This is a genomic window from Rhizobium phaseoli, assembly GCF_001664385.1.
In the GTDB taxonomy this organism is placed as follows: Bacteria; Pseudomonadota; Alphaproteobacteria; order Rhizobiales; family Rhizobiaceae; genus Rhizobium; species Rhizobium phaseoli.
In genome coordinates this window covers 893,324-918,007 of the sequence record NZ_CP013532.1, presented here as the reverse complement: position 1 = coordinate 918,007, position 24,684 = coordinate 893,324, and the positions used below count along the sequence as shown (strand labels likewise).

The 24,684-nt window shown below is 62.5% G+C and carries 25 protein-coding genes; 14 read left to right on the top strand and 11 right to left on the bottom strand.

What is annotated here, in order from left to right:
• The first annotated feature begins 50 nt into the window (after window positions 1-50).
• Entirely contained in the window at window positions 51-1,688 is a 1,638-nt protein-coding gene (gene groL / locus AMC88_RS04415) for a chaperonin GroEL (protein WP_012482824.1), read from the top strand.
• Between the two features lie 712 nt (window positions 1,689-2,400).
• Window positions 2,401-2,847: a hypothetical protein gene (locus AMC88_RS04410; protein ID WP_064823063.1), complete on the top strand. Its 447-nt coding sequence runs from the start codon at window positions 2,401-2,403 to the stop codon at window positions 2,845-2,847.
• 180 nt (window positions 2,848-3,027) lie between these two features.
• Here AMC88_RS04410 and AMC88_RS04405 read toward each other — a convergent pair whose 3' ends face one another.
• Entirely contained in the window at window positions 3,028-3,738 is a 711-nt protein-coding gene (locus tag AMC88_RS04405) for a glutathione S-transferase family protein (protein ID WP_037143620.1), read from the bottom strand.
• A gap of 202 nt (window positions 3,739-3,940) precedes the next feature.
• Between AMC88_RS04405 and AMC88_RS04400 the strand changes: the two genes are divergently transcribed.
• Window positions 3,941-4,378 (top strand): DoxX family protein, encoded by a 438-nt coding sequence (locus tag AMC88_RS04400; RefSeq protein ID WP_012482820.1) that lies wholly within the window; start codon window positions 3,941-3,943, stop codon window positions 4,376-4,378.
• A gap of 79 nt (window positions 4,379-4,457) precedes the next feature.
• Here AMC88_RS04400 and hisG read toward each other — a convergent pair whose 3' ends face one another.
• The 3 genes from hisG to hisS all read right to left on the bottom strand — a co-directional run bounded on the left by hisG (window position 4,458) and on the right by hisS (window position 7,969).
• The gene (gene hisG, locus AMC88_RS04395) at window positions 4,458-5,153 is read right to left on the bottom strand and encodes an ATP phosphoribosyltransferase (protein WP_004675323.1); all 696 of its coding nucleotides are present in this window, start codon (window positions 5,151-5,153) and stop codon (window positions 4,458-4,460) included.
• The gene (locus AMC88_RS04390; protein WP_012482819.1) at window positions 5,150-6,271 is read right to left on the bottom strand and encodes an ATP phosphoribosyltransferase regulatory subunit; all 1,122 of its coding nucleotides are present in this window, start codon (window positions 6,269-6,271) and stop codon (window positions 5,150-5,152) included. The genes hisG and AMC88_RS04390 overlap by 4 nt, the downstream gene beginning before the upstream one ends.
• Before the next feature lie 174 nt (window positions 6,272-6,445).
• Window positions 6,446-7,969: a histidine--tRNA ligase gene (gene hisS / locus AMC88_RS04385; protein WP_041683554.1), complete on the bottom strand. Its 1,524-nt coding sequence runs from the start codon at window positions 7,967-7,969 to the stop codon at window positions 6,446-6,448.
• Window positions 7,970-8,104: 135 nt separating this feature from the next.
• On the opposite strand from hisS, the gene AMC88_RS04380 reads away from it, so the two are divergent.
• The 3 genes from AMC88_RS04380 to copM all read left to right on the top strand — a co-directional run bounded on the left by AMC88_RS04380 (window position 8,105) and on the right by copM (window position 9,725).
• Window positions 8,105-8,860, top strand: coding sequence for a hypothetical protein (locus tag AMC88_RS04380; RefSeq protein WP_012482817.1), 756 nt, complete (start codon window positions 8,105-8,107; stop codon window positions 8,858-8,860).
• A gap of 59 nt (window positions 8,861-8,919) precedes the next feature.
• Window positions 8,920-9,288, top strand: coding sequence for a hypothetical protein (locus tag AMC88_RS04375; RefSeq protein WP_012482816.1), 369 nt, complete (start codon window positions 8,920-8,922; stop codon window positions 9,286-9,288).
• A 77-nt stretch (window positions 9,289-9,365) separates the two neighbouring features.
• Window positions 9,366-9,725 carry a CopM family metallochaperone gene (gene copM, locus AMC88_RS04370; RefSeq protein ID WP_012482815.1) on the top strand — a complete coding sequence of 120 codons (360 nt, stop codon included), beginning with the start codon at window positions 9,366-9,368 and terminating at the stop codon, window positions 9,723-9,725.
• Window positions 9,726-9,914: 189 nt separating this feature from the next.
• Here the strand turns inward: copM and AMC88_RS04365 are convergent, their stop codons facing one another.
• Window positions 9,915-10,964 carry an aldo/keto reductase gene (locus AMC88_RS04365; protein WP_012482814.1) on the bottom strand — a complete coding sequence of 350 codons (1,050 nt, stop codon included), beginning with the start codon at window positions 10,962-10,964 and terminating at the stop codon, window positions 9,915-9,917.
• Window positions 10,965-11,201: 237 nt separating this feature from the next.
• On the opposite strand from AMC88_RS04365, the gene AMC88_RS04360 reads away from it, so the two are divergent.
• On the top strand, window positions 11,202-11,906 hold the full coding sequence (locus AMC88_RS04360) for an HAD family hydrolase (RefSeq protein WP_010009585.1): 705 nt from the start codon (window positions 11,202-11,204) through the stop codon (window positions 11,904-11,906).
• An 81-nt stretch (window positions 11,907-11,987) separates the two neighbouring features.
• Here AMC88_RS04360 and AMC88_RS04355 read toward each other — a convergent pair whose 3' ends face one another.
• Both AMC88_RS04355 and AMC88_RS04350 read right to left on the bottom strand, forming a co-directional pair.
• Complete coding sequence (locus AMC88_RS04355) at window positions 11,988-12,494, bottom strand: hypothetical protein (protein ID WP_012482813.1); 507 nt, start codon at window positions 12,492-12,494, stop codon at window positions 11,988-11,990.
• Window positions 12,491-13,120 (bottom strand): DNA-3-methyladenine glycosylase I, encoded by a 630-nt coding sequence (locus tag AMC88_RS04350; RefSeq protein ID WP_012482812.1) that lies wholly within the window; start codon window positions 13,118-13,120, stop codon window positions 12,491-12,493. The genes AMC88_RS04355 and AMC88_RS04350 overlap by 4 nt, the downstream gene beginning before the upstream one ends.
• A gap of 246 nt (window positions 13,121-13,366) precedes the next feature.
• On the opposite strand from AMC88_RS04350, the gene AMC88_RS04345 reads away from it, so the two are divergent.
• The 3 genes from AMC88_RS04345 (at window position 13,367) to AMC88_RS04335 (ending at window position 15,735) form a co-directional block, all read left to right on the top strand.
• Window positions 13,367-14,116 carry a L,D-transpeptidase gene (locus AMC88_RS04345; RefSeq protein ID WP_012482811.1) on the top strand — a complete coding sequence of 250 codons (750 nt, stop codon included), beginning with the start codon at window positions 13,367-13,369 and terminating at the stop codon, window positions 14,114-14,116.
• Window positions 14,117-14,251: 135 nt separating this feature from the next.
• The gene (locus tag AMC88_RS04340; RefSeq protein WP_010022519.1) at window positions 14,252-14,938 is read left to right on the top strand and encodes a L,D-transpeptidase; all 687 of its coding nucleotides are present in this window, start codon (window positions 14,252-14,254) and stop codon (window positions 14,936-14,938) included.
• A 122-nt stretch (window positions 14,939-15,060) separates the two neighbouring features.
• Entirely contained in the window at window positions 15,061-15,735 is a 675-nt protein-coding gene (locus AMC88_RS04335; protein WP_012482809.1) for an outer membrane protein, read from the top strand.
• A gap of 122 nt (window positions 15,736-15,857) precedes the next feature.
• Here AMC88_RS04335 and AMC88_RS04330 read toward each other — a convergent pair whose 3' ends face one another.
• The 4 genes from AMC88_RS04330 to AMC88_RS04315 all read right to left on the bottom strand — a co-directional run bounded on the left by AMC88_RS04330 (window position 15,858) and on the right by AMC88_RS04315 (window position 20,363).
• Window positions 15,858-16,295 carry a hypothetical protein gene (locus AMC88_RS04330; protein WP_064821394.1) on the bottom strand — a complete coding sequence of 146 codons (438 nt, stop codon included), beginning with the start codon at window positions 16,293-16,295 and terminating at the stop codon, window positions 15,858-15,860.
• A gap of 47 nt (window positions 16,296-16,342) precedes the next feature.
• A complete protein-coding gene (gene glcF / locus AMC88_RS04325) occupies window positions 16,343-17,653 on the bottom strand; it encodes a glycolate oxidase subunit GlcF (RefSeq protein ID WP_064821393.1) in 1,311 nt (436 codons plus the stop codon).
• 71 nt (window positions 17,654-17,724) lie between these two features.
• Window positions 17,725-18,927: a glycolate oxidase subunit GlcE gene (gene glcE, locus AMC88_RS04320; protein WP_064821392.1), complete on the bottom strand. Its 1,203-nt coding sequence runs from the start codon at window positions 18,925-18,927 to the stop codon at window positions 17,725-17,727.
• On the bottom strand, window positions 18,924-20,363 hold the full coding sequence (locus AMC88_RS04315; protein WP_064824861.1) for an FAD-linked oxidase C-terminal domain-containing protein: 1,440 nt from the start codon (window positions 20,361-20,363) through the stop codon (window positions 18,924-18,926). The genes glcE and AMC88_RS04315 overlap by 4 nt, the downstream gene beginning before the upstream one ends.
• A gap of 157 nt (window positions 20,364-20,520) precedes the next feature.
• On the opposite strand from AMC88_RS04315, the gene AMC88_RS04310 reads away from it, so the two are divergent.
• From AMC88_RS04310 to AMC88_RS04295, 4 genes are all read left to right on the top strand, one after another.
• Window positions 20,521-21,417, top strand: a complete 897-nt coding sequence (locus AMC88_RS04310; RefSeq protein WP_064824860.1) for a LysR family transcriptional regulator — start codon at window positions 20,521-20,523, stop codon at window positions 21,415-21,417.
• A 307-nt stretch (window positions 21,418-21,724) separates the two neighbouring features.
• Window positions 21,725-22,258, top strand: a complete 534-nt coding sequence (locus tag AMC88_RS04305) for an NUDIX hydrolase (protein WP_064824859.1) — start codon at window positions 21,725-21,727, stop codon at window positions 22,256-22,258.
• A gap of 62 nt (window positions 22,259-22,320) precedes the next feature.
• The gene (locus AMC88_RS04300; RefSeq protein WP_064824858.1) at window positions 22,321-23,826 is read left to right on the top strand and encodes an inorganic phosphate transporter; all 1,506 of its coding nucleotides are present in this window, start codon (window positions 22,321-22,323) and stop codon (window positions 23,824-23,826) included.
• A gap of 67 nt (window positions 23,827-23,893) precedes the next feature.
• Complete coding sequence (locus AMC88_RS04295) at window positions 23,894-24,631, top strand: 16S rRNA (uracil(1498)-N(3))-methyltransferase (RefSeq protein WP_064824857.1); 738 nt, start codon at window positions 23,894-23,896, stop codon at window positions 24,629-24,631.
• Window positions 24,632-24,684: the final 53 nt, after the last annotated feature.

Sequence of the window (24,684 nt, the reverse complement as noted above, 5' to 3'; positions counted from 1 at the left end):
AATGACTGACGGGCCTTTGCCCGAACAAATCGAATTCAGGAGTCACAAACATGGCAGCTAAAGAAATCAAGTTTGGCCGCACCGCGCGCGAAAAGATGCTGCGCGGCGTCGACATTCTCGCCGATGCAGTCAAGGTCACGCTCGGCCCGAAGGGTCGTAACGTCATCATCGACAAGTCCTTCGGCGCGCCGCGCATCACCAAGGACGGCGTTTCGGTCGCCAAGGAAATCGAACTCGAAGACAAGTTCGAAAACATGGGCGCCCAGATGGTCCGCGAAGTTGCTTCGAAGACCAACGACATCGCCGGCGACGGCACGACGACTGCAACCGTTCTTGCCCAGGCGATTGTTCGCGAAGGCGCCAAGGCTGTTGCCGCCGGCATGAACCCGATGGACCTGAAGCGCGGCATCGATCTCGCCGTCGCCGAAGTCGTCAAGGATCTCCAGGCCAAGGCCAAGAAGATCAACACCTCGGAAGAAGTCGCCCAGGTCGGCACGATCTCGGCAAACGGCGAGCGCCAGGTTGGCCTCGACATTGCTGAAGCCATGCAGAAGGTCGGCAACGAAGGCGTCATCACGGTTGAAGAAGCCAAGACCGCCGAAACCGAACTCGAAGTCGTCGAAGGCATGCAGTTCGACCGCGGCTACCTCAGCCCCTACTTCGTCACCAACCCGGAAAAGATGGTCGCCGACCTCGAAGACGTCTTCATTCTCCTCCACGAGAAGAAGCTCTCGAACCTGCAGTCGATGCTCCCGGTTCTCGAAGCTGTCGTCCAGACCGGCAAGCCGCTCCTCATCATCGCTGAAGACGTCGAAGGCGAAGCCCTTGCAACGCTCGTCGTCAACAAGCTGCGCGGCGGCCTGAAGATCGCTGCCGTCAAGGCTCCTGGCTTCGGCGACCGCCGCAAGGCCATGCTCGAAGACATCGCCATCCTGACGGGCGGCACCGTGATCTCCGAAGACCTCGGCATCAAGCTCGAGAGCGTCACGCTCGACATGCTCGGCCGTGCCAAGAAGGTTTCGATCTCCAAGGAAAACACCACGATCGTCGACGGTTCGGGCGCCAAGTCCGACATCGAAGGCCGTGTTGCCCAGATCAAGGCCCAGATCGAAGAAACCACCTCCGACTACGACCGCGAGAAGCTGCAGGAACGCCTTGCCAAGCTCGCTGGCGGCGTTGCCGTCATCCGCGTCGGCGGCTCGACGGAAGTCGAAGTGAAGGAAAAGAAGGACCGCATCGACGACGCCCTCAACGCGACGCGCGCTGCCGTTCAGGAAGGTATCGTACCGGGCGGCGGCGTTGCCCTGCTGCGCTCCTCCGTCAAGATCACCGCCAAGGGTATCAACGACGACCAGGAAGCCGGCGTCAACATCGTTCGCCGCGCGCTGCAGGCTCCGGCCCGCCAGATCGCTGAGAACGCAGGCGACGAAGCCTCGATCGTTGTCGGCAAGATCCTCGACAAGGATCAGGACAACTGGGGTTACAACGCCCAGACCGGCGAATATGGCGACATGATCGGCATGGGCATCATCGACCCGGTCAAGGTCGTTCGCACCGCCCTGCAGGATGCCGCTTCCGTTGCATCGCTGCTGATCACCACCGAAGCCATGATCGCCGAGCTGCCGAAGAAGGACGCTCCGGCTATGCCGGGCGGCATGGGCGGAATGGGCGGAATGGACATGATGTGATAGGCCAACGGCCTTTCACAGCATCGTCCATGAATCCGCCCATCATCCAAGATGGTTCAGCGCGTCAAGCGCGCTGAACTGGCGGCATGGACATGATGTGATAGGCGAAGCCTGCACTCATTCCGGCATCCGGAACAGGAAGGGCGGCCCTCGGGTCGCCCTTTTTCTTTGCCGTAAGCTTCGTCCGAAAACGATTCGTTCCATTGCGCGCGATTTTGTGCCGTGCATCGTATGTGCCGGCGGCCCAAGCTTTTGCGAGGCTTGCGCCGCTGCCTGTATTTCTCTCCACGCAACGTGCGGGCAATCGTCGTCTTGCGGCGATCTATCTCCCGCCAAGTGAGGCGAAACCAGGAAAAAGCGCCGAAAATTGAGCTCCTGGGCTCCATTCTCGCCAAGCAGCGCGGGGGCCGACATTTCCGGTAAAAGGATCTCGATCCGAACACCCCTTAAAAAGCCGTTGCCGTTTGTGCAAAAGTTCCTATAAATCCGCGCTGCAATTGAAGCGCGCCCGGCGATTATTTTCGCTGTCAGACGAGCGCGGGAAGGCGATGCCAGAATAGATGGTTTCAAAGGGCTCCGGTTCGGAGGCTCGGATGGCCGTGGCAATGATCGCCGATATGGGCGCGGGCATTATGCCCGCTGCTGCATAAGCCTGTCTCTAGTGTTTGCCGAGCGTGCGGCGGAGGAGCCGCATGCGAACGAGGGAACGCCCGTGTTCAAGATTGCCAAAGCCAATGCAGCCGTACCGATGCTGCCCGGCTCGATGAACGACAATAATCAACAGCACGAGATGCTGGCGCAGTTTTCCGTTTCCGAAAGCTGGACCGGGGATCTGTCGAGCGGGGTGCTTCGTCTCGGCAAGTGGAGCGCCATACTGCACGGCCTTTCCACAGAGGAATGCGGACTGCTGAATCTGATCCGATGCTACGATTCCGGAGATCGCAATCACGTGCTGGAACTGTTCGAACAGGCGGCAACACATTGCTCCTCCTTCTGCTTTTCGACGACTATCATCATGCCGAACGGCTTGCGCCAGCCGCTGTTCTGCATGGGCGAGTCAAACGGGCTTGAGGAGAAATACAGCGGCAGCATGGCCGGCGTCTTCGTCTTTCCGCGCTTCAAGCTCGAAGGTGCGAGGCAGATCGCCAACCGGCAATAGAGGCGGGCGGGAACGTCTGCCCCTCACCCTAACCCTCTCCCCGTTTTACGGGGAGAGGGGACGTGCCGTGCGGGAGGTAAGTGGCTGACGGAGAGGTAGCGGCATATCCCCTTCGCCCCCCGTGCGGGGAGAAGGTGCCGGCAGGTGGATGAGGGGCAGGCGGCGATCTCTGGCCGTCAACTACTCCGGCTTGACCGGAATATTGAGCCCCCTGGCGCTGGCCGGACGGGCGATGCAGCGTTCCAGCCAATCGGAAACCGCGGGGAAACTCGCATAGTCGAGGACCTCGCGGCCGCCATAGAAGATGTCGGCGCCGCGGACCCAGGTGAAGGTGGTGATGTCGGCGATCGTATACTGATCGCCCATGATCCATTGCCGGCCCTTCAGCCGGCCTTCGAGCACGCCGAGCAGCCGCTTGGATTCGTCGCGATAGCGTTCCACCGGATAGGAATTGTTGGCGACCTTGTCGGCAGCGGATTTATAGAAATGCCCGAACTGGCCGAACATCGGGCCGATGCCGGCCATCTGGAAAAACACCCACTGAATGCATTCGTAACGGCCGGCGGCATCCTCGGGGATGAGCTTGCCGGTCTTTTCCGCGAGATAGAGCAGGATGGCGCCGGATTCGAAAAGGCCGATCGGTTTGCCGCCTGGCCCGTTCGGATCGATAATCGCCGGAATGCGGCCGTTCGGATTTAGGGATTCGAACTCCGGTGACTTCTGTTCGTTGGCGGCGAAGGAAACATAATGCGGCTCATAGGGGAGCCCGAGCTCTTCGAGGGCGACGGATACCTTCACCCCGTTCGGCGTCTGAAGCGAATAGAGTTGGATGATGTCGGAATTTTTCGCCGGCCAGCGAGTCGTGATCGGAAATGCGGACAAATCTGCCATCGGAGTCTCCAAGTTCGGCGCCGAACCATAAGAGACCGGGCTCGACAAAGGCAAGCCAGGATATCGTTCCATATTATTGAACGAACTGTCCGCTTCTGTTTATCTTTCCATGACGACGAAAAAAAGCGACATAGGAGGCACCAGAGATCACAGAGTGCCGGGGCACCAGATCTCCAGAACCATTCAACCGGAGACACCGTCCATGTCGAATAACGTCCTCATCCTGATAGCCCGCATTCTGCTTTCCTTCATGTTCATCTTCGCCGGCTTCGGCAAGCTGACCGATCCGGCCTCGACCGCCGGCATGATCGCCGGCGCCGGCCTGCCGGCTGCCACCGCGCTCACCTATCTCGCCGGCCTGTTCGAACTGGTTGCCGGTGTTGCCGTGCTCGTCGGTTTCCAGGTCCGCATCGTCGGCTGGCTGCTCGCCGTCTTCTGTGTCTTCACCGGCTTCGTCTTCCACTTCTCGCCGATCAACGTTCCGGATTTCCCGGCTGCCGCCAACGCCTGGCTCAGTGGCCTGAACTTCGTCAACTTCCTGAAGAACATCACGCTCGCCGGCGCCTATGTCATGCTCGCCACCAATGGCGCAGGCGCCTACTCGCTCGACGCCCGCCGTGGCGCCTACGCTGCCGCCTGATAGAACAGACATCCTCCCAGACATGAAAAACCCGCCGTCATCCGACGGCGGGTTTTTGCTTGTGGCCTGATGGCCGAAATCAGAGAGCCGCGCGCACCGCCTCGATAATCGCCTGCACGACGGGTTCATCGGCATGGCTTTCCTTGCGGGCGCGCACAAGGCAGGCCTGCGAATGCAGGATGACGCCGTCCTGGAGCACCTTTAGATGGTTGGCGCGCAGCGTCGAGCCGGTGGAGGTGATATCGACGATGATATCGGCCGAGCCGGAGGCGGGCGCCCCCTCGGTGGCGCCGAGGCTCTCGACGATGCGGTAGAGCTGGATGCCGTGCTGGCTCGAAAAGAACTGCTGGGTCAGGCGCCAATATTTGGTGGCGATGGCAAGACGCCGGGAATGGCGGGCGCGGAAATCGGCGGCGACGTCACCGAGATCGGCCATGGTCTCTACATCCAGCCAGATCTCCGGCACGGCGACGACGACATCGGCATGGCCGAAGCCGAGGCGGGCGCAGAATTCGACACGCTTGTCGACCTCGGCAAAACCTTCCCGCATCAGATCCTCGCCGGTGACGCCGAAATCGACAGTGCCGTTGCCGAGTTCGCGGGAAATCTCGGAAGCCGAAAGGAAGGCCACCTCGACATCGTCCCAGCCTTCGACGCGGCCGCGATAGGAGCGGTCGTTGCCGACGGCCGTTATCGGCATGCCGGCGCGCTCGAAGATCGCCGAAGCGTCGTCCTTCATCCGGCCCTTGGAGGGAAGCGCGATTGTGATGGTCATGCGGCTGCCCTTTCGGTTTCGATGCGGTCGAGCCAGAAGGAGAAGCCGACGGCCGGAATGCGGTCGGTTGCGCCGAGGAAAGTCAGGAGCCTATCGAAGCGGCCGCCGCCGGCCAGAACCGCGCTCGAGCCTTCCGCCGTCACCTCGAAGACGAGACCGGTGTAATAATCGAGCGGCCGTCCGAAGGCGGCGCGATAATCCAGGCAGGAGAGATCGACGCCGGCATCGGCAAGGGCGCCGACGCGACCGTTGAAACGGGACAGTGCATTGCCGAGCTTCAAGCCGGCGGCATCGGCAAAACCGGCGAGCGCCGCCGACGCGTTGACGAGCGGCACGTGCAGCGACAGGAACTCTTCCAGCACATGGAAGGCCGCGTCGTCGAGACGCGTCTCGGACAGGACGAGCTTTTCCTTGAGCCGCCGGGCAATCTCCGGCGGCGAACGGCTGGCATTGGTCGAATAGCCCGTTGCCTGCATTTCCTGCTCGATATGGGCGATCAGCGCCTGTTCGTCGCCGGCAGCGATAAGCCTGGCGATATCGTCATCCAGCCCGGTGACGAATTGCGGGCTGACGAGACCGGCCAGCAGCGCCTCCAGTTGTGTCATGTTGCCGAAGGCATGGATCAGCCGCTTCTGCCAGCCGAGCGGCAGGCCGAGCGCCTGAACGACCGCCTCGAACACCGCCTGGTCGCCCAGCGTCACCGACAGGCGCCGGCCCGGCAGCAGGCGGGCGAGAATGCCGGTGGCATCGCCGATGGCGCGGGCATCGGCGCTCGGTATGTTGATATCGCCGAGATCCTCGATGCCAGCCTGGTAGAATTCATTGGCGCCGTCACGGCGCTGGCGGAAGACCTCGCCGAGATAGGCGTAACGCTTCGGCGTGCCGGTCGCCGTCTCGATGTGGCGCAGACAGACGGGGATGGTGAACTCAGGACGCAGGCAAAGGCTGGCGCCGGTTTCGCTCTCGGTCATGAAGATGCGCCGGCGCAGATCCTCGCCGGCGATGTCGAGGAACGGCTCGGCCGGCTGAATGACGGGCGTATCGATGCGCTCGGCCTTGCGGGCGTCGAATTCGGAGAGCAGCTCGGCGGAAAATTCGGGGAGGTTGATCAGGGGCATGGTGTAGCTCCCAGGAAAAGTCCCCTCCCCAACCCCTCCCCACAAGGGGGAGGGACTAACCCGCGGCGATCGTCGAACCAAATCGAGAGGACCTCCGATGAAGCAAATGTTGAGTTGGGCACAGCGGCGCCTGTTAAAGCCCCTCCCCAGTGTGGGGAGGGGTTGGGGAGGGGTTTACTGCGCATCACTCGCCCTCTTCCGATCCTCCGCCTGCACCGCAAGGATCTCCCTCACCTTGGCGACGAGGTCGGCTTCCGGCACCGTCTCCTGTGCCACGCGCGCTTCGCGCCAGCTGGCATTGTCCTCGATCTCGCCGGAGAGCCGCTTGCCCTCGATCAGATCCTTGATCTGCACGACGCCGGTTGCGCGTTCGTCGCCGCCCTGGATGATCGCGACGGGGCAGCCGCGGCGGTCGGCATATTTCAGCTGGTTGCCGAACTTCTTCCAGTTGCCCTGGAACATCTCGGCGCGGATGCCGGCGGCGCGCAGCGCCTGCGTCATCTTCTGATAACGGCCCATCGCCTCGACATCGCCGTCCATGACGGTCACCAGCACCGGCTCGGTCACTTCGCTGGCGCCGAGCTTGCCGAGATTCTTCAGCGCCGTCATCAATCGGGAGACGCCGATCGAAAAGCCCGTCGCCGGAACCGGCTGGCCCATGAAACGCGAGACGAGACCATCATAACGACCACCGCCGCCGACCGAACCGAAGACGACCTTTTCGCCCTTCTCGTTGGTGACGTCGAAGCTCAATTCGGCCTCATAAACCGGGCCGGTATAATATTCGAGGCCGCGCACGACGGAGGGATCGATCTTGATGCGATCGGACTGGTAGCCGGCGCTCGCAACAAGCGCGCCGATGAAGTTCAGTTCCTCGACGCCTTCGCCGCCCTTCGACGTTCCGGCAACCAGTTCGGCGAGCTGGCCAGCACTTTCGGCATAATCCGCGATGCCGACGAAGAACAGCACCTTGTCGATCTGCGCCTGGTCGAGGCCGGCGCCCTTGGTGAAGTCGCCGGACTCATCCTTGCGGCCGGGACCGAGCAGCAGGGCCACGCCTTCCGGGCCGAACTTGTCGAGCTTGTCGATGGCGCGCAGCACGTTGAGCCGCTGACCGGCCTTGTCGTCGCCGCCGAGGCCGATAGCCTCCAGCACACCGTCCAGGACCTTGCGGTTGTTGACGCGGATGACATAGTCGCCGCGCTTGATGCCGAGGGCTTCAAGCGTATCGGCCATCATCATGCACATCTCAGCGTCGGCCTGGACGCCCGGCGCGCCGACCGTATCGGCATCGAACTGCATGAACTGGCGGAAACGGCCGGGGCCCGGCTTCTCGTTGCGAAAGACGTAGCCGGCGCGATAGGTGCGGTAAGGCAGCTGGATCTCGTTGAAATTCTCGGCGACATGGCGGGCGAGCGGCGCCGTCAGGTCGTAACGCAGCGACATCCACTGCTCGTCGTCATCCTGCAGCGAGAAGACGCCCTCGTTCGGCCGGTCGCTGTCGGGCAGGAACTTGCCGAGCGCATCGGTATATTCGAACAGCGGCGTTTCCACAGGATCGAAACCATAATGCTCATAGACTTCGCGGATCTTTGCCGTCATCTCGTTGACGGCGCGGATATCGCCGGCCGCCCGGTCGACGAAGCCGCGCGGCAGGCGGGCCTTGAGCTTTTGCGGTTTCTTCTGCTTGTCGTTCATTTCCGGGAATTCCGCTGACTGTGACAGTGGCGGTTTCCTAACCGATCGGGCGGGGAGCGGCAAGGGCGAAGGGTCTTGATGTCGCTGCCAGAATCGATTGAACGGGGTATCCATCCGAAACGCGGGATATGCATCATGATCGCTGAAGCGCTTCTCTATGCCGCGTCATGGCCGCTGACCGGCAAGGCGCATCGAAAGTTCATCCGTTATTCCGTCAATCTCTGGTCACGGGCCGGGCGCTGCGCCCGGGATTGGGCCGAACATGAGACGATGAGTGGGAACGCGATCCGCGCGGCAGCGGCCGGTCTCAGGCAGAAGCGCACCGCCGTCGTGCTCGGCTCCGGTCTGCTGCGCGACGTGCCGATCGAGGCACTGGCTCACGAGTTCGACACCGTCGTGCTGGTCGATCTCGTCCATCTCGCCTCGGTGCGCCTATGGCTTGCGGCCAAGGGTTATCGCAATATCAGGCTGATCGAGCGCGATCTCTCCGGCTATGACGATCTTGCCGCCGGCAGAGCGCCGGAACCGCTCGGCTTCCTGCGCACCGTGCCCTATCTCGATTTCGTGGTTTCGGCCAATCTCCTGTCGCAAATCGGCCGCGGCGTGAAACGGCGCTACGACGCCGAGGCCGGACGCATGCCTGAAGATACGGTGGAAAGGCTGATTGCCGCGCACTTGGCCGGGCTTTCGGGGCTCTCCTGCCGCCATTGCCTGGTGACCGATATCGCCTATGCCGTCATCGACCGCAACGGCAAGACGCATGAGGAGGCCGACCTGCTGCACGGCGTTTCACCGCCGCCGGCAAAAGCCAGCTGGACATGGCCGGTCGCGCCGCTCGGCGAGGAAAGCCGGGATTACCGGATCGAACATAAGGTCATGGCCGCCTGGTGAGACACCAGACCGCGACTGACGGCTTGGATTGCCGCCGGCCTTCCCCTATATGAAACGACATGCGCACGCTCGCCCTCATCACGATGGTTCTCGGCTGGTTGGTCTACAGCGCCATGTCCGCTTGGGCAGGCTGTCCGACCTGCGTGTCGATGAATGCGCCCGTTGCTGGCGAAGCCGGCGCCATGCACCATCAGATGGCCGGTATGCATAGGCCTGATGCGGCGGGCAAGGCCGATCCCTTGAAAGACCCCTGCTCTACCGGCAACGCCGCGCATATGCCGCTTTGCAGCGCCTGTCTGCTGCTGCCGCCGGCCATCATGGTCGTCGACAGCGCAAAGCCTGGTTTCGCCTATCCCATCCCGGCGCTCGCCCGGGCCCTGGACGACGATCGGCCCGCTCCGCAGGCTCCCCCTCCCCGACTGTCCTGACGTCACGCTTCATTCACGCAGAAACGAGCGGCCTTAGCCGGCCGCAAACCTATTGTCAGACAGAGGAAGGAACTCTCATGTCTTTGAAAATTATCGCCCTCACCGCAATGTTGGCAGTCGTTGCCGTCCCCACTCTTGCCGAAGACATGCCCATGGACATGAGCAAACCGATGGCCGGCCATGACGCCTCCAGCAAGGCGTTCAAGAAGGCGAACGACAAGATGCACAAGGATATGATGATCAAATATAGCGGCGACGCCGATAAGGATTTCGTTCGCGGCATGATCCCACACCATCAGGGCGCGATCGACATGGCCAAGATCGAGCTTCAATATGGCAAGGATCCCGATCTGCGAAAGCTCGCAGAAGCCATCATCAAGGCACAGGAAAGCGAAATCGCCGAAATGGACACTTGGCTGAAGGCTCATGGGAAGTGAGCGGCCGTTCTTGACAGCCAATAGACTCGGCCACTCCTCTTTCGTCATGCTCGGGCTTGCCCCGAGCATCTGCAACGAGCCCAGCAGATCCTCGGCACAAGGCCGAGGATGACGCCGAGTAAAGAGCGAGGCTTGCAAAAACTGTGAACGCCGGAATATCCGGCGTTCCGCAAGAGTTTTACAATGATCTCAGCCTTTCGGCTCGAAGTCCGCCGGCCGGCGACCGGCGCCCTGCCGCGACAGCATCCAGCCCGGATATTCGGGAGCAAGCGCGCTTACCTCGTCGAGCCTCGTCATATCGTCCTCGTCGAGCTTCAGCTTGACGGCGGCGAGGTTCTGGTCGAGCTGGTCGACACGCTTGGCGCCGATGATGACCGATGTGACGAAAGGCTTGGCGAGGATATAGGCGAGCGCGACGGTGGCGACGCTGGCGCCGCGCTTTTCGGCGATCTCGCGCATGACGGCGACGCAGGCCCAGGCCCTGTCCCTGTCGACCGGCGGAAAATCGAAGCTGGCGCGACGGCCTTCGCCATTGCCGGGCGCACCGGGGCCATATTTGCCGGACAAGAGCCCGCCGGCGAGCGGCGACCAGACCATCAGCCCGAGCTTTTCCTCCTGCATCATCGGCACGATGTCACGTTCGAGATCGCGGCCGGCGATGGAATAATAGGCCTGCACCGTCTCGAAGCGGGCAAAGCCGCGGCGTTCGGAAAGGCCGAGCGCCTTGGCAATGCGCCAGGCCTGCCAGTTGGAGACGCCGATATAGCGCACGAGGCCACGGGAAACGAGATCGTCGAAGGCGCGCAGCGTCTCCTCGATCGGCGTCACCGTATCGGTCGCGTGGATCTGGTAGAGGTCGATATGATCCGTCTGCAGCCGCTTCAGGCTCGCCTCTACGGAATCCATGATATGGCCGCGCGAGGCGCCGCGGTCGTTCGGCTTGTCGCCCATGACGCCGTAAACCTTGGTGGCGATGACGACATCCTTGCGGGGAACGTCGAGGTTCTTCAGCGCCTGGCCGAGCAGCCTTTCGGATTCGCCGGAGGAATAGACGTCAGCCGTATCGATGAAATTGACGCCCGCCGCCAGCGAGCGCTCGACGATCCGGTCGGCCGCATTCTGGTCGACATCGGCGATGGCGCCCCACATGCTGCCTTGCTGGGCTTCGCCGAAGGTCATCGTGCCCAGGCAGATTTCCGAGACGAAAAGTCCCGTATTTCCAAGTTGATTGTAACGCATGGTCGAAAAAATCCTTTGTGTCTGCCGCAAGGGGGCTTGCGAACTTCAGAACTTCATTTTTGATTATTGGCCTGCGCGCGACAGGCACAGCCGTGGCTGGCTGCAGGGTGAGGCCAATTCGATGTAGGGCGACGGCGGCGCTTTTCAACGTCGGGACTTGGCGCCCCGCGGGCCCGGCGCCCTTGTCTCGACACAGGCGGCCGATAGATTGCCGGCCATAATTCAAGAGGTGCGCATGTGACGACGCGAGCACTGACAACGATCGGCTTCGATGCCGACGATACGCTTTGGCAGAACGAACAATATTACCGGCTGACCGAAGCGCATTTTACCAAGCTCCTTGCCGATTTCGCCGAAGGACCGAAGATTTCCGAGCGGCTGCTGGAAGCCGAGAAACGCAACCTTCGCCATTACGGCTTCGGCATCAAGGGTTTCACGCTGTCGATGATCGAGACGGCGATCGAGATCACCGAGGGCAAGGTTCCCTCGAGCGTCATCGCCAAAATCCTCGACACCGGCCGTGATCTGCTGTCCCACCCGGTCGAGACCATGCCGCATGCGCGCGACACGCTGGAGGCGCTTGCCGGCAAATATCTGCTCGTGATGATCACCAAGGGCGATCTGTTCGACCAGGAGCGCAAGCTTGCCCAATCCGGGCTCGGTGATTTCTTCGATGCCGTCGAGATCGTTTCCGACAAGACCGCCATCACCTATCGCCGCATCTTCGCCAAGGTCGGCGACGGACCGGAGCGGGCGATGATGGTCGGCAATTCACTGAAATCGGATATCGTGCCTGCAATCGCGGCCGGCAGCTACGGCGTCTTCGTGCCACACGAACTCACCTGGGTGCTGGAACATGTCGACGAGCCGACGGAAGCGCCGCGTTTCCGCAAGATCGGCCATCTCGGCGAATTGCGCGAGCTGATCGACCGGCTGGCATAGGCCGATAGATGCCGTCCGATCGGTCTTTGTTTTACGCGTGTCTTTAACGCAAAACCGCCGCACACTTTTGCGAGACATGCTCTATTGTGGCTTGGGCGGCGCCTTTGGAAACAGCGACGGCTGCTCCGGCTCGGCCGGCTGCTGCGGTTGCGGCGGAGCGGCCGCCAGCGGCTCGATCAGGATGCTGAAGGGCGCGCCGAGGCCGCGGCGCGGCGAGACCTTGGAATAATAGGGGCGCAGCAGCCAGGTGGTGTTTTCCTTCGCCGTCGTCTGAAAATTCATGCCGTCCTCGTCGGTGCCGAAGAAAGCCTCGTCGTCGGGCTTCGACAGGTCGAAGATCGCCAGGAAGGCGAACTTGCTCTTGGTGGCAAAGCTGATCTTGATGTGCTGGCCGGCGCGCACCGGCAGCGTGTAGACATGGCTGTTGCCGAATTTCGTCCAGCCCTTGAGCTGCATGGTGACGGCGGGGAATTGCAGCTTCTCCAGCTTCTCGCCGGGATCGAGCTGCGGCGTCTGCGCCATCGCTGAGATCGGCAGCAAGAACAGGACAAGGGCAGCAATCGATATTTTCACGGACAGACCTTTCATGGTCGAACCAGGACGGCGCGCATTGCCTCCACCTCGGGGCGGCAGAAGCAGCCCTCCAGATGATCGTTGACGAGACCCATCGCCTGCATGAAAGCATAAACTGTGGTGGGGCCGACAAAGGTCCAGCCGCGCTTCTTCAGATCTTTCGAAATGACCACCGAGGTGGGCGTCGTCGGATTGGCGACGATATGGTCACGGTCGACCACGGCCGGCCGCTCGTTGTGGCCGGGCTCGTAACCCCAGAAATAATGGGCAAGCGAGCCGAATTCGTCCCGCAGCGCGATGGCGCGCCTGGCATTGTTGATGGTTGAGACGATCTTGCCGCGATGGCGGATGATCCCGGCATCGCCAAGGCAGCGATCGACATCCGCCTCGCCGAAGAGAGCGACCTTGTCGAAGTCGAAGCCGGCAAAGGCGGCACGGAAATTCTCCCGCTTGCGCAGGATGGTCAGCCAGGAAAGGCCGGACTGGAAGCCTTCGAGGCAGATCTTCTCGAAGAGGCGAATGTCGTTGATGACAGGACGGCCCCATTCCTCGTCATGATATTTAAGATAATCGGGCAGATTGGCGTGCCAGTGGCACCGGCTCCTGCCGTCTTCGCCGATGATGATGCCAGTCGCGCTCATGATCCTTCATTCCGCCGGGGCGGTTTCGTTTTCCGGTCGTGATTCCGGCTTTACCATTTGCAAACCGTCTTTCCAAACCGAACGGTAACCCTGACGAAAAGTTTATCCGCCCGGCCGGCTTCTCAGGAATCGATCTTTACCATTCGCTGGCGGATCAGGTGGCAGCGTCTTTGCGGGCGGAACATCTCCGCCCGGGCGGACCTGTCCCGCCAAACCATTTTCGGCCATTTGTAGAGAGTCCGTCCGATGATGAAACAGCTTGTTCTTGCCGCAGCCCTCTTCGGCGCCTTCTCCACGAGCACCCTTGCCGACGACCGCTATGCCACCCGCCCGCCTGTCGTGCTCAGCCCCGATCTGACGGCGCCGTGGATCAACCAGCTCGGCGGCGGCACGGTTCGTCCCGTCGTCTATCAACGGCCGGTCGTTCAGCCGCAGCAGCGCGGGCTTTTCCAGCGCCGCATCATTCGCCAGGCGCCGCAGCCGGCACCGCAGACCGTCTCGGCTATCAATCCCGGCATCCCTTCGATCCGCCATCCGATCGAGCCGCAATTCCTGCCGCAGATGGTCGACTACGACACCCAGGAAAAGCCCGGCACGATCGTCATCGATACCAACAACCGCTTTCTCTACCTGGTGATGGACGGCGGCAAGGCGCGCCGTTACGGCGTCGGCGTCGGCAAGCCCGGCTTCGAATGGGCCGGCGCCCACAAGATTACCCGCAAGCAGGAATGGCCGGACTGGACGCCGCCTTCGGAGATGATCAGCCGCGAAGCCGCCAAGGGTCATTACCTGCCGGCGCGCATGGATGGCGGCCCCGAAAACCCTCTCGGCGCCCGCGCCATGTATCTCGGCTCGACGCTCTACCGCATCCACGGCACCAATGCGCCCTGGTCGATCGGCAGCGCCGTTTCCTCCGGCTGCATCCGGCTGCGCAACGAAGACGTCGTCGACCTCTATGACCGCGTCAGCGTCGGAACCCGCGTCATCGTCATGTAATGGCACACACGAGATCTTGGAAGCCGCAAGAACAGGCGGCTTCCTTTGCCGAAATTGCTTAATCCAGCCGGGCCGATCTTGAATCGGGCAGAAGTTCATGTAGCTTCGGGCGAATTTGCTTGAGGGGAATCAATCATGATCAAATTGATGCCAGGTCTGGCCGCGGCCGGACTTGTTCTGTCCTTGATGTCTGCATCCGCCTTCGCAGCGCCGGCCGGCTCCGACAATACGCAGCGCCCGGCCCAGATCGTGCGCGTGGCGCAGATGCCGAAATATGTGAAGCCGCAGTTCAAGCGCAAGAAAGTCCATCTGATGACGACGGAAGCGGCCGGCACCGTCATCATCGATACCAACAACAAATATCTCTACCTCGTCGAGGGCAACAACCGGGCCACCCGCTACGGCATCGGCGTCGGCCGCGACGGCTTCGGCTGGTCGGGCATCGTCAAGATCGGCCGCAAGGCCGAATGGCCGGCATGGACGCCGCCCGCTGAAATGCGCCGCCGCGAAGCCGCCAAGGGTCACATCATCCCTGCCTACCAGGAAGGCGGCGAGGACAATCCGCTCGGTGCGCGGGCCATGTATCTCTATCAGGGCGGCCGCGACACCATCTTCCGCATCCACGGCACAAATCAGCCCTGGACGATCGGCCTGAACATGTCCTCCGGCTGCATCCGCATGATGAACGAGGACGTGACGCATCTTTACGATCGCGCGCCCGTCGGCACCAAGGTGATCGTCATCGGCCCCGGCAACAAGCAGGGCAAGGTCGCCTTCGAGGACAGGGGCATCGACGTGCTGCGCACCATGTTCGGCGGCTGAGCAACACCTCTCAAAAAACGAAGGCGCTTTTTAGAGGCGCCTTTTATTTCTCTTGGACTTTGCGGCGGAAAGCTGGCAGACGTGCCTAGGAGTCGACATATTTGCAATATCGGGGCTATTCAATGACATATGCGCTGCGTTCTTCCGCCTCCCTGCTTGCGGGCATCGCGTTTTTCACATTCTGTTCGGCAGCCTCCGCCTCGGCGGAAGACCTGCAATTCTCCATCTACGGCGGCTATCAGACGGCACCGCACAGCGGCGTCGATCTTTCCGACGGCACGCACTTCACCGCCGGCTGGGAAGGCAAATCCTTTGGCGCGCCGCCCTACTACGGCGGCCGTGTCACCTGGTGGCTCGAAAATTTCAACAAGCCGAACTGGGGTATCTCGCTGGATTACACCCATGACAAGGTCTATGCCGACGACGACACGCTCGCGAAGACCGGCTGGTCGCATTTCGAATTCACCGACGGTCTGAACCTGCTGACGGTGAACGGGCTCTATCGATTCCAGGATCCGAGCCGCCGCTGGACGCCTTATCTCGGCGCCGGCATCGGCGTGAACATTCCGCATGTCGAGGTGATTCGCCCCGAGGGTAAGACCTGGGCCTACGAATTCGGCGGCGTGACGCTGCAGGCCCAGGCCGGCGTCGATTTCAAGGTGACCGACCGCTGGTCGACCTTCGTCGAATATAAGGGCACCTATTCGCGCGTCGACGTTCCGATCGACAGCGGCGTGGACCTGAAGACCAACATCTTCACCAACGCCGTCAATGTCGGCGTCTCGTTCCACTGGTAATGAATTGAATTTCAGCTGCGGCGTTAGAGCGGTTCAGCTTTTCATGAAAGCAGGACCGCTCTAACCTTTTGTTTGGCGCAATTTCGGACGGAAAACCGCTTCACACTTTTCCTGAAATTGCTCTACTTCGTGCCGCAACTGACCTTGCCCTCGACAGCATAAGGCTTGCTGCCACCCTCGATCGTCAGGGAATAGGTGCCGCTGAAATTTGCCGACGGCTTGCCGCGCACGCCGGCGACCACCACCAGATCCAGTGTTGCGCCGCCCGTATCGTCACCGCCTTCGTCAAAGACTTCCAACAGCAGTTCGCCATCGCGCGCCCAGTGGTTGCTCAGATGCTGCGATTCGAACACGCGTTTCGAAAAGGCCGGCGCTTGCGCGGGATCCTTGACAATAAGGGCGCCGCGGAAATGGTTGAGCCTGTGGCCGGCGTCGCTTGCAAAACCGCTTTCGAGGGTAAAGCGCGCCTGCGCGTCATCGGCGGAACAGAATAAGCGGCTGTCGGCATGGGCCGCGCCGGCCGTGAGCAGTCCCGCAAGTAAAATCATTCCCCGCCACATCGCCCAATCTCCCCAGGAGCGGCCCGAATGGGCCTGCTGCATTCCCTTCAGCCTAAGGGCAAACCTGTTAATTTTTCCGGCATAGCGCCGCCATAGGCCCAATCGAGCAGCTCGACCGTATGCAGGATCGGGATAGCGGTGCCGGTGGCGATCTGGGTGATGCAGCCGATATTGCCGGTGGCGATGATGTCGGCCTTGGTCGCTTCGATATTCCTGACCTTGCGTGCCTTCAGCGCCGCCGAGATCTCCGGCTGCATGATGTTGTAGGTGCCGGCCGAGCCGCAGCAGAGATGGCCTTCGGCCGGATCGCGCACCGTAAAGCCTGCCGCTTTCAGCAGTGACTTCGGCGCCAGAGTGATGCGCTGGCCGTGCTGCATCGAACAGGCGGAATGATAGGCGACCGTAATGCCCCTTGGCATATGCGCCGGCAGCTCGAGGGTCGCCAGATATTCGGTGATGTCCTTTGCCAGCGCCGAGACGCTGGCCGCCTTGGCCGCATAGGCGGGGTCGAGGCGCAGCATGTGGCCGTAATCCTTGATCGTCGTGCCGCAGCCCGAAGCGGTGATGATGATCGCATCGAGCCCCTGCGTCTCGATCTCGCGTGTCCAGACATCGACATTGGCTCGGGCGCTTTGAAGCGCCTGATCGGCGCGGCCCATGTGATGGACGAGCGAGCCGCAGCAGACCTCGCCTTCCGGCGCCACGACCTCGATACCGAGCCGCGTCAACAGCCGGATCGCCGCGGCGTTGATGCCGGGATCAAGCACCGGCTGGGCGCAGCCTGACAGGATCGCCACCCGGCCGCGCCGCTCCGCCTCGGGCCGGTAGGTGCCGGGTTTTGAAAGATCCGAGGCAGCCGGCAGGCGCCGCGGCGCAAGCGCCAGCATGGCGGCAAAGGGTTTGAGTGCCGCCCCGCGCATCAGGCCGGCGAAAGGCCGGCCAAGGCGGGCGAGATGAAGCGCCAGGCGAAACCGGCCGGGATAGGGCAGCACCGCGGCCAGGAGATCGCGCGTCAGCCTGTTCATGAAGGGACGCTTGTAGGTCTTTTCGATATGGGCGCGGGCGTGATCGACCAGATGCATATAGTCGACGCCGGAGGGACAGGTGGTGACGCAGGCAAGGCAGGAGAGACAGCGGTCAATATGGGTGACGACCTCGGCATCGGCGGGCCGGCCGTTTTCCAGCATGTCCTTGATCAGGTATATGCGCCCGCGCGGGCTGTCGAGTTCGTTGCCGAGCGTCACATAGGTGGGACAGGTGGCGGTGCAGAAGCCGCAATGGACGCATTTGCGCAGGATTTTTTCCGATTCGGCGACATCGGGGTCCGCGAGCTGGGCGGGGGTGAAGTTGGTTTGCATTTACGCGGCCTCCCGTGCAAGAGGCACCCTCGAGCAATCCATCGAGCGTGGGCAGTCGGCAACGAGCATCTTCACCACCCCATTTTCCCCGGATTCAATATCCCCGCCGGATCGAACTTCTCCTTCACCCGCCGCGACAACATCGCCACCGCCTCGGGCTCCGGATGAAAGGCGGCGGTCGCCGCCCTTGCCGCAACGGAGGCGCGGATCAGCGTCGCGTGACCACCGCCGAGCCCTTTAACGAAGCGGCGGATCAGTTCGGCCTCCGGCTCCGCTTCCATGCGCATCCAGACGAGGCCGCCTTGCCAATCATAAAAGGCATCGACGCCGGCTTCGAGACGGAGCGTTGCGACGAGCTGATGGCCGGTGCCGGGGGCGACCGAGACGCGCCAGACCGGCCGACCCGTGCCGTCGGCATAAGGCAGCACATCGCGGATTTCCCGCCAAAGCCTCTGGCTTTCCCTCTCATCCAGCTGCGTGACCGTGGCGAAGGCGGACATTGCCGCCGCAAGCTTTTCGACACGCACCTCGACAGAGCCAGCCAAGCCCTCGATGCGCAGAACCGTCGCCTCGCCCTCCGGCAATTTGCCGGCGAGGAATTTCCACGTCACCGTCAAAGGCAGATGGGCCGCACCCGAGACTTCGACCGGCAGCGCCATCGCCGTCGCCATGGCGCTGGCCGCTTCGGCATCGTTGAGGCCTGAGAGAACCACCGTCCGTTCCGTCTTCGGGCGCGGAGGCACGCGAAAGGTGACTTCAGTCAGAAAACCCAGCGTGCCGTGCGATCCGGCGATCAGCTTGACGAGATCGAGGCCGGTGACATTCTTCATCACCCGGCCGCCGGCCTTGATGATCTCGCCGCTGCCGTTGACGAAGCGCACCCCGAGCAAACTGTCGCGGGCAGCGCCCGCGATGAGGCGGCGCGGGCCAGAGACATTGGCGGCAAAGACGCCGCCGATGGTCGGCTCGCCCGACCTTGCCATAATGGGGCGATGATCCATCGGCTCGAAGGCAAGCATCTGGCTATTTTCGGACAGCGCCGCCTCGACCTCGGCAAGCGGCGTACCCGAACGGGCTGTCATGACCATCTCGCCGGGATTGTAGGCGACGATGCCGGAAAGCCTGGTCGATCGCAGCCGGTCTTCGGCTGCAACGGCATTGCCGAAACCCGAACGCGTATCGCCGCCGCAGATCGCGAGTGGCCGGTTCATCTGCGCATGGGTGCGGACGATCGCCGCCGCCTGTTCCTCGCTCGTCGGCATCAGATCGATCATGCGGCGGGGCGTCCTTCGAGCGGAAAGACCTTCGACGGGTTGAGCAGCCAGCCCGGATCGAAGGCAGCACGCACCGCCATCTGCTGGGCGAGATCGGCCTCCGAATACTGATGCCGCATCAGGTCACGCTTTTCGATGCCCACGCCATGCTCGCCGGTGAGGCAGCCGCCGGCGTCGACGCACAGCTTCAGGATATCGTTGCCGGCGGCTTCGGCACGGGCGGCATCGTCGGGATCGTTGGCGTTGAAGAGGATCAGCGGATGCATGTTGCCATCGCCGGCATGGAAGACGTTGGCGACGCGTAGCCCATAGTGATCGACGATCTCGGCGGTCTTCTTCAGCACGTGCGACAGCTGGCTGAGCGGCACGGTGCCGTCCATGCAGATATAATCGGCGATGCGGCCGGTGGCGCCGAAGGCGGACTTGCGGCCCTTCCAGATCAGCGCCGCTTCGGTGGCGGACTGGCATTCGCGCACGGTCTTCACGCCGCGCCTGCGGGCGATGTCGACCACGTCCTTCAGCATGGCGTCCATTTCCGCCTCCGATCCCTCGACCTCGACGATCAGCAGCGCGCCGACATCGAGGGGGTAGCCGGCATGGGCGAAAGCCTCGCAGATCTCGATCGCCGGCTTGTCCATGAATTCGATCGCAACGGGGATGATGCCGGCGGCAATGACATCGGCGACGCAGGCGCCGGCCTCTTCCGAGCTCTCGAAGCCGAAGAGCACCGGGCGCGCGCCTTCGGGCTTGGCGATCAGCCGCACCGTCGCCTCGGTGACGATGCCGAGCTGGCCTTCATGGCCGCAGACGAGGCCAAGCAGGTCATAGCCGCCCGCATCCAGCGCCTTGCCGCCGAGCTCGATTACCGTGCCGTCGACCAGCACCATCCGTACGCCGAGCAGATTGTTGGTTGTCACACCGTATTTCAGACAGTGGGCGCCGCCGGAATTCATGCCGATATTGCCGCCGATGGTGCAGGCAAGCTGCGAACTCGGGTCGGGCGCATAGAAAAACCCGTCCGCCGACACCGACTCGGAGATATTGAGATTGGTCACGCCGGCCTGCACCACGGCGACGCGGTTGGGCAGATCGATCTCGAGGATCCGGTTCATCTTCGACAGGCCGAGCACGACGGCATCCTCCTGCGGAATGGCGCCGCCGGACAGCGATGTGCCGGCGCCGCGCGGCACGACGGGAACGCCATAGCGATGGCAATAACGCATGACGGCAGAAACCTCGGCCGTGGTGCGCGGCAGGGCAACGGCGAGCGGCAGGCGGCGATAGGAAACGAAGGCGTCGGTCTCGAAGGGGACCAGCTCGCGCGCCTCATGCACCAGGCATTCCGGCGGCAGCAGATCGGTAAGATCGGCGACGATCTGAGAGCGCCGGGCCAGGACATCGGTGCGGGGTGCAAGAAACGGAATGGCGTCGGACATGGCCTTCTCCCTGGCCTCCCGGAAGATGACGACGGGAGATGGCGGCTGGAACGGGTGTCGGATCCTTCCTGCCGCCGCAAGCCCGGCTTAGCACTTTCCCAATAGTGGCGCAAATGCTAAGCACTTATGCCGAAAGGGGAAAAAGTAACAAGAGCTTATGACCAATCTGGGTGATCTCGAAATCTTTGCCAAGGTCGTCTCGACGGGAAGCATGTCGCTCGCCGGGCGCATGCTCGGCTTTTCCCCTGCGGTCGTTTCCAAACGGATCAAGCGGCTGGAGGATCGGCTCGGTACCCGGCTTTTACAGCGCACGACGCGGCAGATTTCGCTGACGGAGGCCGGCCAGGGTTTCTACGACCGCGTTCTCGGCATTCTCGCCGGTCTGGAGGAGGCCGAATTTTACATTTCCGGCCGCTCGGCGCAAATGCACGGGACGCTCAAGGTTTCGGCGCCGACCTCCTTCGGCCGCATGCATATCGCGCCGCACCTGAAAGCGTTCATGCAGGCCCATCCGGACCTTGCGATCAACCTGGTGCTGACCGACGAATTCAGCGACATCATCGGCGGCGGCTTCGATCTGGCAATCCGCATCGCCGAACTGACCGATTCCAGCCTCGTCGCCCGGCGGCTGGCGCCGGTGCGCCGGCTGCTCTGTGCTTCGCCGGATTATCTGGCGGCGCATGGTGAGCCGAGGGATATCGACGATCTGAAACACCATCGCTGCCTGCCGGCGCATAATGGCGACGCATGGCGGCTGACCGGGCCGGAAGGGGCGCTCAGCCTGCGGCCGGAAGGCATGCTGATCACGAACTCCAGCGAAGTGATCCGCGAGGCTGTCATATCAGGCCTCGGAATCGCGCTGCGCTCCACCTGGGATATCGGCGAAGAGCTCAAGGCCGGCCGCCTTGTGCAGGTGCTGCCGGCCTATGAGGGCTCGCACAATGTCACGCTGTCGGCCGTTTATCCCAGCCGGCAGTTCCTGCCCGCTAAGGTGCGGCTGTTCATCGACTATCTCACCGAGCTTTACGGCCCGGTTCCCTATTGGGAACGTTAACTGCGCGAAGGCGGCCTCCGCGCGAAGGCGAGGCATAGTTGCCACATTTACAAAAATCCTGTTGGAACAATTGGCGCCGCCATTGCTTAGGGGGCATGACGGGCTCATATTGTACACCTGTGCAACATGACGCATTCGAGACAGGACGTGACGGTTTTTCGAGCCAGCCCCAGCTCGACTTCCCCTATGAACAGCGATCACACCGCGTTTCGGCCGTCCTCGCGACTTTTGGATTGCGTAAGCTTTCCATGATACATGTAACGTATATGAGTGATTCCTAACAACCACTGTAAAGGTGACCCGACAATTGACTCTTCTCGCCCGATTGGCATCCGATGTGCAACTGATGTTCCGGCGGCCGCCGCGACAGCAATATGGTGCAATCTGCTATCGGGTGAAAAAGAAGAGCGGTGAGGTCGAGGTGCTCCTGATGACGAGCCGCGACACCGGCCGCTGGGTCATTCCCAAGGGCTGGCCGATGACCGGAAAATGCGCGCATGAGGTCGCCGCGCAGGAAGCCTTGGAAGAAGCCGGTGTCCGCGGCGTCGCCGAAACGGAGACGCTCGGCGCCTACACCTATCCGAAGGTGCTGCGCGACGGAGTGCAGGTGGTTTGCAAGGTGCAGGTCTATGCGCTCGAAGTCACCGAGATGGCGAAGAACTTCAAGGAAAAGGGCGAGCGCCGCATCGAATGGGTCTCGCTCGACGAAGCAGCCGGGCGTGTGCGCGAGCCGGAGCTGCGCGGCCTTCTCCTCGCCTTCAAGCGAAAGATGAGCGACAGGCTTTCGCCCAAAGGGGCAAAGCAACAGGCTCCAGCGGCAAAGCAAATCGCGGCGGAATGAATCCTGCCATCTTGCGCTGCTAGAAAGGCAGCGTAAAAGCAGATTCATACTTGGAAAAAAGAATGCCGCCCCGTCCCGCCGTCCTCACCAAACGCACGCTCGACAAGGACCTCGCCAAGATTACCCATGCCGAGGATGTGGCAAAGCACGTCTTGCGGCGGCTGGTGGCGCCTGGGCTCGGGCTGATCTTCGTCGGCCTGACGATGATCTTTGCCGGTGTCTACGTGTTCGACCGCCCGGGAGCGGTGCTTGCGGTGGCGGCCGCCGCCCTTGCCGGCTACATGGCGATGAATATCGGCGCCAACGACGTGACCAACAACGTCGGTGCGGCCGTCGGTGCACGCGCCATGACGATGGGCCAGGCGCTCGTCATCGCCGCGATTTTCGAGGTCCTCGGCGCCACGATCGGCGGCGGCGAGGTCGTCAAGACGATTTCCTCCAACATCGTCGACGCCGTCCAGGTGCCGCAGGCGATGCTCGGCTGGATCATGATGGCGGCGCTGATGGCAGCGGCCCTCTGGATCAATCTCGCCACCTGGATGAACGCGCCGGTTTCCACCACCCATGCGATCGTCGGCGCAGTGATCGGCGCCGGTATTTCAGCCGTCGGCACGGAGCCGGTGAATTGGCGGGTGATGCTGGAGATCACCTCGAGCTGGATCACCTCGCCGCTGATCGGAGGGCTGATCGCGGCCGGCCTGCTCTACCTCATCAAGACCCTCATCATCTATCGCGACGACAAGGTCGCGGCGGCCCGGCGCTGGGTGCCGGTGCTGGTCGCGGTGATGGCCGGCGGCTTCATGGCCTATATGGTGCTGCAGCTGTCACCCGTCGGCCGGTTTCCGTCTTTGACCATCATCCTTATCGGCATCGGCCTCGGGCTGGTCACGTGGCTTGCCGCCCGGCCGCTCGTTTTCGCCCAGGCGCGGGATCTCGAAAACCGCAACAGCTCGCTGCGGGTGCTGTTTCGGCTGCCGCTGATCGGCTCGGCGGCGCTGCTGTCCTTCGCACATGGCGCAAACGATGTTTCGAACGCGGTCGGGCCGCTTTCGGCGATCGTCCATTCGGTCGGCATCGGCTTCGGCAGCGACGGCAGCGTCGGGCATCCGCCGCTCTGGGTGATGCTGATCGGCGCCCTCGGCATCTCCGTCGGCCTGCTGCTGTTCGGGCCGCGGCTGATCCGCCTGGTCGGCGAGGAGATTACCAAGCTCAATCCGATGCGGGCCTATTGCGTCGCATTGTCGACCGCTTTCACCGTGATCGTCGCCTCCTGGCTCGGCCTGCCGGTCAGCACCACGCATATCGCCGTCGGCGCCGTCTTCGGCGTCGGCTTCTTCCGCGAATGGTATACGCGCCGTTCGAAGCGCCGCATCGCCTATATCAGGCGCAAGGCGGAGAGCTTCGATATCGACGAGCCGGAGGAGCCGAACATCCACGAGAGACGCCGGCGTTATCTCGTGCGCCGCTCGCATTTCATGACGATCGTCGCCGCCTGGATCGTCACCGTGCCGGTCTCCGCAACGCTTGCGGCCGCAATTTATTGGGCTATGTTCGCGCTCTTCGTCTAGAACAGGATGTCGTCCGAAAACCGCTCACGCTTTTCGGCATCATGCTCTGAACCCCGTGAGTTTTTCAATGCGCGCCAATTTCCGCATGCAACGGCTTTTCGTCGACGCGCCGCTTTCTGCCGGCGCCGCCATCGAGGCGAATGCCGAACAGTTCAACTATCTCGCCAATGTGCTGAGGATGGAGGCCGATGCCGAGATTCTGCTTTTCAACGGCCGCGACGGCGAGTGGAAAGCCAGCCTCAGCTTCCCCACGCGCAAACGCATCCTGCTGACGGCCATCGAACAGATGCGGCCGCAGCCCGCTCCCTGCGACCTGCATTATCTCTTTGCGCCGCTCAAGGTCGGCCGCATGGATTACCTGGTGCAGAAGGCGGTGGAAATGGGCGCCGGGCTGCTGCAGCCGGTTATGACCCAGCACGTGCAGGGCAAGATCACCAATCTCGACAAGCTGCGCGCCAATGTCGTCGAGGCGGCCGAGCAATGCGGCGTTCTCGGCATACCTGACGTCGCCGAGCCGGTGAAGCTTTCCGACCTGCTCGACCGCTGGCCGAAGGAGCGTCGCATCATCTATTGCGACGAGGGCGACGCCGGGCAGAACCCGCTGCCGGTGCTGTCGGCGATCCGGGAAAAACATCTCGCGCTGCTCGTCGGGCCGGAAGGCGGCTTTTCGGAAGAGGAACGGGCGCGGCTTCGAAGCCTCGATTTCGTCACCGCCATTCCGCTCGGACCGCGCATCCTGCGGGCCGATACGGCGGCCGTTGCGGCGCTCGCCGTGGTGCAGGCGGCGATCGGCGACTGGAGCTGACGGCGAAAACGGGTGGACATGGAAATTGCTGCTATTTTTTTGATGCGTCGTTG